Below are 14087 nucleotides of genomic sequence, written 5' to 3'. Positions count from 1 at the left end.
AGGCAGTCTGCCCCCCCCCGACCTCTCACTGGCGCTGTCCCGGGAGAGATTTCCACGCACTAAACCGAACGCGAGTGGATGCGCGCAGAAGCCAAAGCGGCCTGCGTCGCCATACGCGCGTCCTAGACCGCCCTCCGATACCAATCACTGAGCAGTCGCGGGGTGCCCCCCGGACTTTATACCGCCCGAAAGGCTTTGCCCCCCGAAGGCATCAGAGCCAGACGAGTCACGTAGCGGCTCGCTCCGCGATACGGTCATGTAACGCGTCGACCAACACAGTCACTCCGGCACGCGCCATCCGTATGCAGGACCGAGATTGTGCCCCGGCTCGCCTCGCCCCGACACGAGCCAACGATGCAGGGCGAAAAGAGAGCTCATTTGCTCCGGCATCGGCTCATGACCGACCGCCGATCGCGACGCGCCCTGCGGTCGCCTTGCTGAGGTTGATCGCCACCTCGCTCAGTTCCCGCCCGATCTCGGACGAGAGCGCGTCGCCCAGGTTCGCGACCGTGGTCATCACGCAGGCGATCTCGCCCTGCGCATCGAAGACCGGCACCGCCTGTCCCGCGACATGCGGCAACAGGTGCCCCTGCAGTTCAAGCCACCCCGAGGCCCGCACCTCGGCCAGCCGATCCTCCGTCGGCGGCGAGCCCCGGAAGCTTTCGGGCTGCGTCGCGCGCGCTGAAGCGACGCGATCCTGCGGCAGGTAGGCCTGGAAGATCAGGCCGCAGGCGGTGTTGTCGAGGGGAAGCACGTCCCCGAGCCCGAGGGAGCTGATCGAGAAGATCGCGCTGCGATACCAGCGGACTAGCGTCGGACCGCGCTCCGTCCAGATGGCGACCCCGGCGCTTGCCGCGGTGCGCGCGGCGAAATCCTTCATCGCGTCGGCGGCAAGCTCCACCGGATCGAGGCGCCCGAGCGCCGCCACGCCGACACCGAGCGCCAACGGGCCGAGGTCGTAGTGCCCGCTGGCGGGGTCCTGAACCGCGAGTTCCTCGCGCACGAGGCTCTGGAGATAGCGGTGCGCCATGGAACCCGAGGTCCCTGCCCGCTTGGCGATGACGCCCAGCGCAAGGGGTCCGGACGCATTGGCAAGGACACGCAGGAAGGTCGCGGCGGTGGACACCGACTGGATCGTGCCGGCCTTCCGATGGCCGCCGGCATCGTCGCGGCTGTCTGAGGTCAGGCTATCTTGCATCGGCTATCCTTTCGGCTCCGTCGGCGTCGAAGAAGGCAAGTCACGCCGACGTCCGCCGGACAGTATGCGGCGCAACCGGCACGATCAACGCGCCGGGAGGCAAGCTTTAACCCGAGTAAATCAGTGTGATTTATATTGCAGTGCAGTATATATCATGCAATGAAGAATGAAAGGTGCCGCCAGCCAGCGCAACCGAGCGAACCTCTGAACCTGCCGCTCCGCACCAGCCAAGCCGCCGAAAAATCCAGAAATGGGGACAGAGATGAAGACGAGAACCATGTTGCTTGGCGGCATCGCCCATGCCGCGCTGCTGATCCCGGCCGCGCAGCCGGTGCTGGCCCAGGAGCTTGCCTACGACCTCGGAACGATCGTCCTGACCGGCGAGAGGGATGCGCGCACGATCCGGAACACCGCGAGTTCGGTGGTGGTGACGACCGGCGAGGAGGTTCCCGCCCAGCAGGGGGATATCAGCCAGACGCTCGAGACGGTGCCGAACGTTCTGGAGGTCGGAAGCGGCGTCGCCCCGACGATCCGCGGGATCGAATCGCAGGGCGCGCAGGAAGGCGCCGTGGCCTTCTTCGCTGGGACCACGCCGCGCGCCACGGTGAACGTCGATGGCCACTACCAGAGCTTCTACGAGTACGTGAACGGCGGAACCGGGCTTTGGGACGTCGACACGGTCGAGGTCTACCGCGGGCCCCAGACCACCAAGCAGGGGGCCAACTCGATCGCCGGCGCGATGATCGTCAACACGAAGGACCCGAGCTTCGAGCCTGAGCTCTCGGGCCAGCTTCTGGGGGGCAGCTACAACATGCGCCGCGCCTCGATCGCGCTGAGCGGCCCGGTTTCCGAGGATATCGCGCTGCGGTTCTCGGCCGACCATTTCACCCGCGACAACTACGTCGATGCCGACGACGCCCCGACCGATGGCGGCGCGTCCGACCGGGACTACGAGACGCAGACCTACCGCGCCAAGCTGCTCTGGATGCCCTCCGCCCTGCCCGGCTTCGAGGCGAAGCTGACCTACGCCCACGTGGATTCGAACCAGCCCACCGGAGAGAATGTCACGTTCCCCTATGACGGCGACCTCGAGACCGACAGCCACGGGCCCACGTGGCACGTGATCTCGGACAGCGTGATCGCCGACGTCAGCCACGATTTCGCCCACGGGATCGTCCTGTCGAACCAGCTCAGCTACGGGACCTCCGACTCCGACCGGGTGCTCGAGGACTACGAGGACGGCACCGCGCAGGTGGAGACCGAAAGCTGGAGCAACGAGCTTCGCGTGAACATCGGGGACGAGCTGGATGCCGTGAGCGGCGTCGCGGGGCTGTTCTATTCCCACACCGACCAGGACGACGATATCTATCTGGTCTTCAACGGCAACGGCGGCGACAGCGCCTTCGACAACGAGAAGACCAGCCTCGGCATCTACGGCGAGGCAACGTGGCGCGCCACCGACCGCTTGTCCCTGACCGGCGGGCTGCGGTTGCAGCGCGACGAGATCAGCCGCGACGGGCTTTATCGCAGCTACCTTTTCGGCACCGACAACCCGGTCGCCTACGATGAGGAGTTCGAGGAAATCCTGCCCAATGTCGGGCTGGCCTACGAGCTTTCGGAGGGCACGACGGTCGGGGCCTCCATCGCCAAGGGCTACAACCCCGGCGGCAGCGGGCTGAACTTCGTCACCAGCGAATACTACGAGTACGACGAGGAAACGGTCTGGACCTACGAGACCTACCTGCGCTCGTCGCTGATGAACGACCGCCTGTTCGTCACGGCGAACCTGTTCTACAGCGACTACCGCGACCAGCAGGTGTCCTTCAGCCGGACCACCTACAATGCCGAGCGGGCCGAGAGCTACGGGCTGGAGCTTGGCGCGGACTACCAGGCCACCGAGAGCCTGCGGCTGAAGGCGGGTCTTGGCCTGCTGCGCACCGAGATCGTGGAGTTCGACGCGCAACCCGACCTGGAGGGCAACGAGCTCGACCGGGCGCCGCACGGGACTTTCACGCTGGGCGCAAGCTGGGACGTGACCGATGCGCTGACCCTCGCGGGGGACGTGCGGCACGTGACGGGCTACTACTCGGACGTCGCCAACACCGGCGACTGGGAGGTCGATCCCTACACGGTGACCAACATCTCGGCGAGCTACGATATCGGCGACCGCTTCGAGCTTTACGGCTACGTCGACAATCTCTTCGACGAGAACGAGGTGACCTGGGTGCGTGGCGTGACGGGCAACACCAGCGCCCGCGTGACCGATCCCCGGATGATCGGCGTCGGGCTGCGGATGCAGTTCTGAACCTCGCCCCACCCCGAGAAGGAAACGGCCCCTCGCGAGGGGCCGTTTTCGTTTGTCCCGCCGAGCGTCGGTTAGTCGGCAGCCCAGTCCCGGATGGCGTCAAGCGCATGTTCGGCGCTGGCGATCGACGGGGTCGAGACCTTGGCGCTGTCGATGTAGATCGTGCGGCCCTCGGTCTCGGGCTTGAGGAAGCGGTCCCAGCCGGGGACGATCCGGTCGAGCTTGGCGCGGGTTCCTGCCTCGTCGCGGTCCCAGCCGGTGTAGGAGTTCATCAGGATCAGGACGTCGGGGTTCAGGCGCATGAAGAGCTCGGCGCTGAGCGGAGCCGCGAAGTTCGATCCCAACCCGGAATCCTCGCCGATCCCGCCGACCTCGGCGCGGGTGTAGCCGAGATCCTCGAGCGCCTGGATCACGCCGGACATTTCCCCGACAAGGCGCAGCTCGTCGTGGGCGATGACCGCGAGATAGGTCTGCCCTTCGGGTGAACCGGGAAGTGCGTCGCGCGTGGCGGTCAGCCTGTCGCGGTACTCGGCGAGCCGCGCCTCAAAGGCATCTTCCAGCCCCAGAAGGGTGGCGAGTTGCGCCTGCGTGCCGAACCCGCCGACGCGCCCCGATCCCGTGTTCTGAAGGTAGGTCGGCGCGATCTCGGCCAGCCGGTCGACCATGCCGGCATTGTACTCGGAGCCGATGATGAGGTCGGGATCGAGCGCGCGCAGCTTCTCGAAATCCATCTGCCCGCTGGGCCCCACGCCGACGGGACGGTCGGGCACCGCCTCCTCGCCCAGCACCGTGTCGATGAAGTCCACCGCCGAGAGCGACCCGCCATCGTTGGTCCGGCCGTAGCTGCCGACGAGGTTCCCCCCCAAGGTCCAGGATCGGCACGCCAAGCAGCGGGTCGTGCGTGACCACGATCCGTTCCGGCGCCTCCGGGACCGTCACGGCGCGGCCGGTGCCGTCGGTCACGTCGCGCCCCTCGGCGATGGCCATCGGGGCGATCAGCAGCAGGGGGAGCAGGGCGAGGTGTTTCATGGCGGTCTCCTCAGTGGGGGCGGTTCAGCGACCACAGTCGCAGGATGATGATGAACAGCGGGACGCCGAGCAGCGTCAGCGAGAGCCCGATCGGCAGGCCGATCTCGGTGCCCAGCGCGCGCGACAGGCAATCGGCGGCAACCACGAATATCCCGCCGATGAGGCCGGTCAGGATCAGCCGGGCCCGGCCGGAGCTTGGCAGCAGGAAGGTCGCGATATGCGGCGCGATGATGCCGAGGAAAGCCAGCGGCCCGGTCACGGTCACCGCGGCCGAGGTCAGAAGCACGGTCGCCACCAGCACGGCGAGCCGCGCCCGGCCGAGATGAAGCCCGAGGGAAAAGGCGCGCTCCTCGCCGAGTTCGAGCAGCCGCAGCATGGGGCCCGCCACGAAGAGCAGAGGCAGGGAAAGCATGAGCCAGGGCAGCATCTGGAAGAGCGAGCTCCAGCCCACCTGGTAGAGCGATCCCGCGAGCCAGACCGAGATGGCGAAGGACAGGTCCGTCGGTGCGTAGAGGATTATGATGGAAGTGATCGACGAGAGCGTCGTCTCGACCGCCAGCCCCAGGAGCAGGATCGCCAGCGCGTCCCCGCCCCCGCGCGCGGTCAGCCGGGCCAGGAACAGTGCCACGGCCAGCCCCCCGGCGCTGCCGATGAGCGGCACCCAGGCGCGCGGGATACCGGGCGCCAGAACTAGCGAGAAGAGGATCGCCAGCAAGGCCCCCTGCGACAGCCCCAGAAGCCCCGGGTCTGCAATCGGGTTGCGGGTGAGCGACTGCAGGATGGCCCCGGATACCGCGATGGCCGCCCCGGCCAGCAGCCCCGTCAGCGCCCGTGGAAGCCGCAGCCCCAGCACGGCGTAGCGCTGGACCTCGTCCAGAGCGCCTCCGAACAGATCGGACAGGTGCACGGGCGTGGTTCCCACCGTGAGCGACCCGGTGACGGCGAGAACCGCCACGCCAAGCAGGGTCAGCCCGGCGACGAGATCCACGAGACGCATCTCGAGACCGGCGAGATGCAGCAGGGCATATCCGTCGAGCCTGCGCATCAGCGCCGCGCCTCGACGCGCAGGTAGAGCCGGTAGACCAGCACGCCGAAGCAGATCCCGCCCACGAGCTCCAGCAGCACGCCGGTGTGCAGGGTGAACGGCATGAAGGCCCGCCGCGCGAGGACATCCGAGAGCAGCAGAAGGGCCGCGCCCGCCATGGCCGAGACCGGCAGCAGACGTCCGAGATGCGCGCCCGTGAAGGGACGCACGAGATGCGGCACCACCAGCCCGACGAAGCCCACCGGTCCGCAGATCGCCGTGGCGGAACTCGCGCCCAGAACCACGGCCGAGAGCGCAAGGCGCATCACCGGGCGGGTGGCGACACCCATGGTCTCGGCCCGCTCGCGGCCCAGACCGATCAGTGTCAGGGGACGTGCAAGCGCCATGAGAACCGCGAAGGAGACAAGACCGAACGGCCAGAACAGCGCCAGCCGGTCGACGTAGTAATGATTGATGTTGCCCGCGAGCCAGCCCAGGTACTCGGCCCGGCGTTCGGGATCGGTGAGCAGCAACGCCCCCGCGAGCCCCGCCAGCAGCATCCCCGTCAGCGCGCCCGACAGGATCAGCGGCAGACCGCGCGGGTCGGGCCCGAGCCCGGTCAGGCGTGCGACCGCGAGCGTGAGCGCGAAGCCCGCGAAACCTCCGGACAGCGCACCGAAGCCCTGCATAGGCAGCGCGGCATCGAGGACGAAGACCGAGAGCAGCATGCCCAGCATGGCGCCCGCGCTGACCCCGAGCGTCGAGGGCGAGGCAAGCGGGTTGCCGGTGACGCCCTGCATCACCGCACCGCCTGCGGCCAGCACCGCCCCCACGTAGATCGCGATCAGGGCACGGGGCAGCCTCTGGCTGAGCACCACGTAGTGATCGAGGCTGTCGAGATCGAACGAAAAGAGCGCGCGCAGCACCTCGGGCAGCGGAATGGGGCTGGCGCCGATCCCGAGATTGCCCAGCGCGGCGACCAGTAGCAGGAGCAGGGCCGCGCCGCTCACCTTCGCGTATCTCACGGCAGGTCCACCATGCGCGCGCCCCGTGGCAGGCAGACCGTGCGGCCCTCGATCTCCCGCATCCGCGTCTCGATCCCGAACCCCTCGGCAACGCGCGGCGCATCGAGCACCTCGCGCGCCTGCCCTTGGGCCAGCACCCGCCCTTCCTTCAGCAGGACCACGTCGTCGGCATAGGCCAGCGCGAGGTTGAGATCGTGCAGCACCATGATCAGCGTCTTGCCATGGTCGGTCACGAGGCTCCGGACGAGGTCGAGCACCGCGTACTGGTAGCGCAGGTCGAGATGGTTCACCGGTTCGTCCATCAGCAGGAGCGGCGTATCCTGCGCCAGGACCATCGCGATGAAGGCCCTTTGCCGCTGACCGCCGGAGAGCTGGCTCACGCGCTGTCTTTCGGCGCCCTCCAGACCGACGGTTTGCAGGGCATGACGGAAGGTTTCGCGCTCGGCCCCTGAGACGGAGCCGAAAAGACCGGTCCGACCGAAGCCCGCAAGCTCCACCAGTTCGCCGACGGTCATGTGATCGGGGCAGACATTCGCCTGCGGCAGGTAGGACATGCGCCGCGCGAGGGCGCGCCGCCGCATCCCCGCGACCGGCCTGTCGTCGAGCAGCACCTGGCCCGTTTCCGGCGCGACAATCCCCATGAGGCAGCGCAGCAGTGTCGACTTTCCGCTGCCGTTGGCCCCCACGAGCGCGGTGAAGCGGCCCGCCGCGAACCGCGCGGAGACATCGCCCAGGATCAGGGAGCGTCCGAGCCTGCAGGAGAGGGTTTCGGTTCTGAGCAAGGGTCGCACCAGCGTTTCGGATTGCGGAACCTATATTTCATAGTAAAACCGTCAACAACCCGAAACGCCGGTCCGGCGTGCACCTCAGAGGTTTCGACATGGCCCCCTCCCCCAGCCCCCTTCATATCGGCATGACCCTTGCCCCGACCTGGCTGTCCGGTGACGCTTGGCGGCGCGCGGACAGCCAGGTCGAACGGCTGTCGGACCCCGCGTTCTTCATCGATCTCGCCCGGCGCGCGGAGGACGCGTATCTCGATTTCGTCTTCCGCCCCGACAGCCTCGGTGCGCCGCCGCCGGGCATGGCACGGCGGCCCGGAGGCAGCGGATCGGATCCGACGCTGCTCATGACGCTGATTGCCGGGCATACCTCGCGCATCGGGTTGCTGACGACCGCGTCGACGACCTTCTTCCCGCCCTACATCCTCGCGCGGATGCTGATGACGCTGCACTGGCTGTCGGATGGCCGCGCCGGCTGGAACATCGTGACCAGCCTCGACGGGCAGCGCAATTTCGGGCTTGAGCGGATGCCAGGCGCCGCGGAACGCTATGATCAGGCCGCAGAGGCCGTGCAGGTGATCCGCGCGCTGTGGGAGACCTGCCCCAAGGCCTCGGCCGAGATCGACCGCGCGGCGGGGCTCTACGAAAGCGCCATTCTCCCGGAGCCGATCAATCACGAGGGTCCCCACTACAGTGTCGAGGGGCCGCTCGGGGCCATGGGCCATCCCGCGCCCCTGCCTCTGTTCCAGGCGGGGGCCTCGGAGACCGGGCGGGACTTCGCGGCAGGCATCGCCGACGGCACCTTCGCCGCCTGCCCGGACAAACGCACGGCCATCGACCTGCGCGCCGACCTGCGCCGCCGCGCCGTGGCGCAGGGCCGCCCGGCCGAGGCGGTCCGGGTACTTCCCGGCCTCAGCCTGTTCCTTGCCGAAACCGAGGCAGAGGCCCGGGACCTCTATCGCGACACCCATGCCGGAACGACGCGGGCGCAGAAGCTCGCTAAGCTCGCCGCCGTGATCGGCGTGGACTTCTCGGACCGCGAGGGGAGCCGGCGCATCACCGTGGCCGATCTGCCGCTGCTTGGCCCCGATATCCGCTCCCGCACCCATGCGGAGCTGCTCCATCGCAAGATCGCGCAGTCGGAACCGAGCCTCGACGAGCTTCTGGACGCGCCCGAGGTCATGGGATCGGCGCACTGGCAGGTCATCGGCACACCGGGACATGCCATGGATGCCATCCGTGACTGGGCCGACGCGGGGGCGATGGACGGCTTCATCCTGTTCCCGGGCGGTTCGGTCCCCTGCCTCGACCTCGCCCTCTCGACCATCCCCGCCGCGCTGGCCGAGGAAGGGCGCTTTCGGCAGGACTACCAGCGCGGCTGTTTCGCGGACCATCTCGGCATGCGGGAACCCGAGCTATACTGATGAAGGTGAGACACCAGCGCGCCATGCGTAACTCACACGTGCCGTCTCTTGCCGACGATCTTTTCGACCAGGACGGCGCGAACGGCGACCGAGACGCTTGTCGCGGGCCGCACGCCCCCGGAAGTCATGTGAATCAAGGACGAACAGATCGTACGCGTCACCATCTCTAAGTCACGATGAGCACGCCCGACCCGGTCACATGGGACAAACCGCCGGAAATCGACACCGCCTGCCACCTCGCTTGGCCCGGAGTCAGCTTCCGCTGCTGCGGCGCGTCTTCAGCGCGGGCTCAAGAAGGATGTGTTCCGGTGTGGTCCGTCCTTCGATTCGTGACAGCATTGCCCGCGCCGCCTGGCGTCCGAGGTCCGCGCCCTGCTGGTTCACGCTCGAAAGGCCGACGATCGGCATGCCGGCTGCGGGAGTATCGTCATAGCCGACGATGGCCAGATCCTCAGGTACGCGAACGCCCCGGCTCCAGGCAAGATTGATGAGCTCGAGAGCGTGAATGTCGCTCCAGCAGAAGACGGCTTCCGGACGTGGGCCGACCTTGAGCAGGTCCGTCAGCGGCGGTCCCTCGCAGCCTTCGCGCTCTCGCAGGCGCCAGATGCGCGCGCGGTCCGAGAGGCCGGCCTCCTGCATCGCGGCAAGGTATCCCGTCTCGCGCATGGTGAAGACCTCGCCTTCGCCTGCGGGCATGTCGAAGCGGCGCTGCGACAGGCTCGTCATGTGAATATCGCGATACCCCGAGGCGATGAGCGCGCACACGGCCTCGCGGGCACCGGCCACGTCGTCGGAGTTCACCGTGTCGAAGGTCTCGGCGCTCGGTTCGTGGTGACCGATAACGACAAGAGGCGTCTTCGCGGCATACCCGGCAAGCACCGTCCCCGTGAGCCGCGGCGCGACCAGCAGCACGCCATCCATTCTCATGTCCATCATCGAATCGATCAGCGACTGCTCGATCGAGGCCTGCGCCTCACCAACCCCGATCATCACCTGGTAGTTGGCCGCACCGAAGACTTCCTTCGCACCCCGGACGACCTTCGGCAGGAACGCGTTCTCCATTTCCGTGAGCAGCAGCCCGATGCTGTAGGTCTTGCCCCGCATGCCGCGGGCCGCGGTGCTCGGGCGGTAACCGAGTTTCTCGATTGAAGTCAATACCTTGGAGCGCAGAGTGTCGCTGACGCCGTAGGCGTTTCGAAGCACCTTCGAAACCGCCGCCGTCGAGACGCCGGCATCTTCCGCGACCGTCCTGATGGTCACCCTTTCGCCCGTCTCGCGGATCTTTTCCGTCATTCCAGAGCCGCCCCCATCGTTGTGATGTGAAGAATACGCAGATGACCTCTTGATTGACAACCGAATCTGTAGAACAGTCTACGTATACTGTTCTACGTAACTTGCCGCGCGGGGGAGTGCGGTGGGTCCCGGAGGGTAACAAGGGAGGAAGTCATGGGACTCGACACTGGCCTTACGGCCGCGCATCAGGGTGATCGCTCCGATCACGCATGGACCGGCCGAATGATCGCCCCGGAAACCGACACGGGCGTGAACGGCCGCGCGAGTTTCGTGGCGGCCACCTTCAGCTGCACCGAAACGAAGGGCGCCCTCCTGCGCATCTCGGCGCAGGGGCTCTACATCGCCTTCCTCAACGGGCGCCGCGTAGGACAAGACGTGCTGACCCCCGGCTGGACCTGCTACGACAACCGGATCGCCTACCAGGAATACGACGTCTCGGATCTCCTAGAGGCGGGCGAGAACCGCATCGAGATCTGGCTCGGCGACGGGTGGTATCGCTCCCCGATCATGTGGCGCGACACTCAGGTGACCAACTGCTGGGGCGACCGCGTCGCGGCGCTGGCCGAGATCGAGGCCGCAGGAGAGCTGGTCTGCGCGACCGGACCGGGCTGGGAGAGCGGCCTGCTGCCCATCACCCGCGCCGGCATCTACCACGGCGAGGACTTCGACGCGCGCCTTCCGATCGAGACAAGCGCGGGGGTCGAGGTGCTGGACACCCTGCCGCGTCTGGTGCCGCACGAGTGTGCCCCCGTGCGCGAACTTGCCTCCCTCGCGCCGGTCGAAAGCTGGTCTGACGGGCCGGCCACCATCCACGACTTCGGGCAGAATGTCGGGGGCTACCTGCGCTTCACCGCAAGCGGCGAGGCCGGCGCCAAGGTGCGGATCGAACATGCCGAGGTGCTCGGCCCCGACCGCGAGTTCGACAACCGCAACTACCGCGGGGCGCGCGCCGAGGTGACCTACATCCTGAGGGGCGAGGGTTCCGAGACATTCCAGCCGCATTTCAGCTTCATGGGCTACCGCTACGCGCGGATCTCGGTCGAGGGCGCGGCAGAGGTCGAGCGGGTCGAATCCGTCCCGATCTCCTCGGTGCCGGTGGTCGCTGGCGGCTTCGAATGCGCGGAGCCGGCGGTGAACCGACTTGTCCTCAACACGATCTGGTCGCAACGGGCCAACTTCATCGAAGTGCCGACCGATTGCCCCCAGCGTGACGAGCGGCTCGGCTGGACAGGCGACGCGCAGGTCTTCGCCGGCACCGCCTGTTGGCTCGCGGACAGCGAGCGTTTTCTCGCCAAGTACCTGAGGGATGTGCGGCACGACCAGCGCCCCGATGGTGCGGTGCCGCATTTCTCGCCCGACCCCACGCGGCTGCACCAGCACAAGACCCACGGCGACTGGGCCGGCTCCACCGGGTGGGGCGACGTTGTGACCATCATGCCATGGCAGCTCTACCTTCATTACGGCGACGCGGATGTCCTGCGCGAGGGCTTCCCCTCGATGGTTGCCTGGGTCGACTACCTCTGGGCGCTTTCGGACGGACCAATCATCCACCCGCATTGGCGCTGGGGCGAGACCGGCTTCACCTTCGGCGACTGGCTTCAGCCCACGGGTGACAACCGCAAGCCGCGGCCCACGATCGGCGACGATTGCGCCGCGACACTCTATCACTTCATCTCCACTGACCTGACTGCAAGGATTGCCGGGTTGATCGGTGATACGGATGAGGCGGCAAGGCTCGCCTCCCGCGCGGCCGACATCCGCGAGGCCTTCCAGCGCGAGTATTTCTCGGCAACAGGCAGGCTCGCCCACAACGACCAGACGTCCTATGCGCTGGCCTTCCTGCACGACCTCGTCCCCGACCGTCACCGCGAGGCGGCCAAGGGATATTTCCGACGCGTGATCGAGGATGAGGAGTACCGCATCGGGACCGGGTTCATCGGCACGCCCGCGCTCCTGCCCGCGCTGACCAAGGTGGGACTGGAGGATCTGGCCGAGAAGGTCCTTCTCAACCGCGACGTGCCCGGCTGGCTCTACCAGGTGGAGCAGGGGGCCACGACCATCTGGGAGCGCTGGGATGCCATCGGTCCCGACGGCGCGATCTACGAACCCTCGATGAACAGCTACAACCACTACGCCTATGGCGCGGTGTGCCAGTGGCTGTTCGAAGAGGTCGCCGGCGTCGCACCGACCGCAGAGGGCCCCGGCTTCGATCGCGTCTCGATTGCCCCCAAGATCCTGCCCGCGCTGGGCCACGTCCACATGTGGCACCACTGCCGTCTCGGGCGGATCGAGGCGGCCTGGCGGATCGAGGGGGACCGCGTGGTCTACACGCTGACGCTGCCAGAGGGCTGCACGGGAGTCATCCCCGGGCCGCGTGGCGGACTGACGCTCGACGGCACGCCCGTCGACGTGCCGGACAGTGGGCTCGAGATCGCCCCCGGCACGCACGAGATCGGTTTCACGCACGACGCGTGATGCCGAGACCGTCCGGGAATGGAGGCCCGGACGACTTTCGAGGGAGGAAGACGATGACGATCAAACTGACAGGAACAACCGCGCTTGCAACTTTGCTTGCGCTGCCGTTCGGCGGCGCGGCGACGGCGCAGGAGCTCACGTTGCTGAGCGACTCGAGCGCCGACACGGTGGCCCTCATGGAGGCCCTGACTGACGCCTACACCGAGAAGCACCCCGAGGTGACCTTCTCGATCGAAACGCGACCGGGCGGCTCCGAGGGCGACAACGTCGTGAAGACCCGCCTCGCCACGGGCGAGATGGCGGACATCTTCCAGTACAACTCCGGTGCGCTGGTGCAGGCGCTGCGGCCCGGTCGCACCATGCTGCCGATCAACGACATCGAGAACTTCGACGCGATGCTCGACAGCTTCACCCGCACGGTTTCCGACGCCGAGGGCAACGTCTACGGCGTGCCCATCGAGGCGGCCATGGGGGGCGGGATCTTCTACCACATCCCGACCTACGAGGAACTCGGGCTCGAGGTCCCACTCACCTGGGACCAGTTCATGGAGAACAACCGCACCATCGCCGAGCAGTCCGACGTCGTGCCGATCGCACAGACCTACCGCGACAGCTGGACCTCGCAGCTCTTTGTGTTGGGCGACTTCTTCAACGTCCTGCAGCAGGAGCCCGGCTTCGCCGAGGCTTACACGGCCAACGAGGCGAAATATGCCGACACACCCGCTGCACGGCAGGGCTTCGAGCGGCTGCAGGAGGTTGCCGAAGCCGATTTCTTCAACGACGACTTCGGCGCGGCGAGCTACGAAGACGGGTTGCGCATGATCGCCACCGGCGAGGCAGCGCACTATCCCGTCCTGACCTTCGCCATCGGGGCCCTGAACCAGGCCTATCCCGACCGGATGGACGACATCGGCTTCTTCGCTCAGCCGGGCAATGAGGCCGACAGCAACGGCCTGACGGTCTGGATGCCGGCCGCGCTCTACATCTCGCGCACCACCGACCACCCCGAGATCGCAAGGGACTTCCTGAACTTCGCGGCGAGCGAGGAAGCCTGCGACATCAATACCCGCGTGAACGGGGCTCAAGGCCCGTATCTGGTCGAGGGCTGCACCCTGCCCGACGACGTGCCCCAGCCCGTCGCCGACATGCTGCCCTATTTCCAGGAGGAAGGCCGCACCGCGCCTGCGCTCGAGTACCTCTCTCCGGTGAAGGGGCCCACCCTCGAACAGCTGACCGTCGAGGTCGGAACCGGCATCCGGGACGCACAAAGCGCGGCCGAGCTCTACGACGCGGATGTCGCCAAGCAGGCCAAGCAACTGGGTCTGCCCAACTGGTGAGCCCACTTTGCTGATCTGACACCAACCCCCTGCGCCCTGCGCGGGGGGCTTCGCGGAAATGTCTCTCGAAAGGTCGCGAATGAGACGACACTCAGCCTATCCGTACTGGTTCCTGATCCCCGGCGGGGCGATCTTCGTGGTGCTGTTCATCGTTCCGACGGTGGCCTCCTTCTACTTCAGCCTGACCTACTGGGATCC

General features: G+C 67.2%; 10 protein-coding genes. 4 read left to right on the top strand and 6 right to left on the bottom strand.

Features of this window, described 5'->3' with window-relative positions; translation table 11 throughout:
* Window positions 1–394 precede the first annotated feature (394 nt).
* The gene (locus tag C8N44_RS20580; RefSeq protein ID WP_107978641.1) at window positions 395–1198 is read right to left on the bottom strand and encodes an IclR family transcriptional regulator; all 804 of its coding nucleotides are present in this window, start codon (window positions 1196–1198) and stop codon (window positions 395–397) included.
* Window positions 1199–1460: 262 nt separating this feature from the next.
* Between C8N44_RS20580 and C8N44_RS20575 the strand changes: the two genes are divergently transcribed.
* The gene (locus C8N44_RS20575) at window positions 1461–3503 is read left to right on the top strand and encodes a TonB-dependent receptor (protein ID WP_158274116.1); all 2043 of its coding nucleotides are present in this window, start codon (window positions 1461–1463) and stop codon (window positions 3501–3503) included.
* A 71-nt stretch (window positions 3504–3574) separates the two neighbouring features.
* On the opposite strand, the gene C8N44_RS20570 is transcribed toward C8N44_RS20575, so the two are convergent.
* The 4 genes from C8N44_RS20570 to C8N44_RS20555 form a co-directional block, all read right to left on the bottom strand.
* Window positions 3575–4369, bottom strand: coding sequence for an ABC transporter substrate-binding protein (locus C8N44_RS20570; protein WP_210204208.1), 795 nt, complete (start codon window positions 4367–4369; stop codon window positions 3575–3577).
* A gap of 173 nt (window positions 4370–4542) precedes the next feature.
* A complete protein-coding gene (locus C8N44_RS20565) occupies window positions 4543–5577 on the bottom strand; it encodes a FecCD family ABC transporter permease (RefSeq protein WP_107978639.1) in 1035 nt (344 codons plus the stop codon).
* Window positions 5577–6581 (bottom strand): FecCD family ABC transporter permease, encoded by a 1005-nt coding sequence (locus C8N44_RS20560; RefSeq protein ID WP_107978638.1) that lies wholly within the window; start codon window positions 6579–6581, stop codon window positions 5577–5579. The genes C8N44_RS20565 and C8N44_RS20560 overlap by 1 nt, the downstream gene beginning before the upstream one ends.
* Window positions 6578–7363, bottom strand: a complete 786-nt coding sequence (locus tag C8N44_RS20555) for an ABC transporter ATP-binding protein (protein ID WP_210204207.1) — start codon at window positions 7361–7363, stop codon at window positions 6578–6580. Before C8N44_RS20555 ends, C8N44_RS20560 begins: the two co-directional genes overlap by 4 nt.
* Before the next feature lie 98 nt (window positions 7364–7461).
* Here C8N44_RS20555 and C8N44_RS20550 point away from each other — a divergent pair, with 98 nt between their 5' ends.
* Entirely contained in the window at window positions 7462–8784 is a 1323-nt protein-coding gene (locus C8N44_RS20550; protein ID WP_107978637.1) for an NtaA/DmoA family FMN-dependent monooxygenase, read from the top strand.
* A gap of 252 nt (window positions 8785–9036) precedes the next feature.
* On the opposite strand, the gene C8N44_RS20545 is transcribed toward C8N44_RS20550, so the two are convergent.
* Window positions 9037–10077, bottom strand: a complete 1041-nt coding sequence (locus C8N44_RS20545; RefSeq protein WP_107978636.1) for a LacI family DNA-binding transcriptional regulator — start codon at window positions 10075–10077, stop codon at window positions 9037–9039.
* A 153-nt stretch (window positions 10078–10230) separates the two neighbouring features.
* Here C8N44_RS20545 and C8N44_RS20540 point away from each other — a divergent pair, with 153 nt between their 5' ends.
* Entirely contained in the window at window positions 10231–12552 is a 2322-nt protein-coding gene (locus C8N44_RS20540; protein ID WP_210204206.1) for an alpha-L-rhamnosidase, read from the top strand.
* Between the two features lie 53 nt (window positions 12553–12605).
* Window positions 12606–13889 (top strand): ABC transporter substrate-binding protein, encoded by a 1284-nt coding sequence (locus C8N44_RS20535; protein WP_188758800.1) that lies wholly within the window; start codon window positions 12606–12608, stop codon window positions 13887–13889.
* Window positions 13890–14087: the final 198 nt, after the last annotated feature.

Origin of the sequence: Allosediminivita pacifica, from assembly GCF_003054175.1 — a bacterium.
Lineage (GTDB): Bacteria > Pseudomonadota > Alphaproteobacteria > Rhodobacterales > Rhodobacteraceae > Allosediminivita > Allosediminivita pacifica.
The sequence above is the reverse complement of the archived record's forward strand: the minus strand, read 5'-3'. Positions and strand labels throughout refer to the sequence as shown.

Coding starts and splice junctions, on each gene's coding strand:
- C8N44_RS20580 (WP_107978641.1), bottom strand. CDS start 1,198: ATGCAAGATAGCCTGACCTCAGACAGCCGCGACGATGCCGGCGGCCAT.
- C8N44_RS20575 (WP_158274116.1), top strand. CDS start 1,461: ATGAAGACGAGAACCATGTTGCTTGGCGGCATCGCCCATGCCGCGCTG.
- C8N44_RS20565 (WP_107978639.1), bottom strand. CDS start 5,577: ATGCGCAGGCTCGACGGATATGCCCTGCTGCATCTCGCCGGTCTCGAG.
- C8N44_RS20550 (WP_107978637.1), top strand. CDS start 7,462: ATGGCCCCCTCCCCCAGCCCCCTTCATATCGGCATGACCCTTGCCCCG.
- C8N44_RS20545 (WP_107978636.1), bottom strand. CDS start 10,077: ATGACGGAAAAGATCCGCGAGACGGGCGAAAGGGTGACCATCAGGACG.
- C8N44_RS20540 (WP_210204206.1), top strand. CDS start 10,231: ATGGGACTCGACACTGGCCTTACGGCCGCGCATCAGGGTGATCGCTCC.
- C8N44_RS20535 (WP_188758800.1), top strand. CDS start 12,606: ATGACGATCAAACTGACAGGAACAACCGCGCTTGCAACTTTGCTTGCG.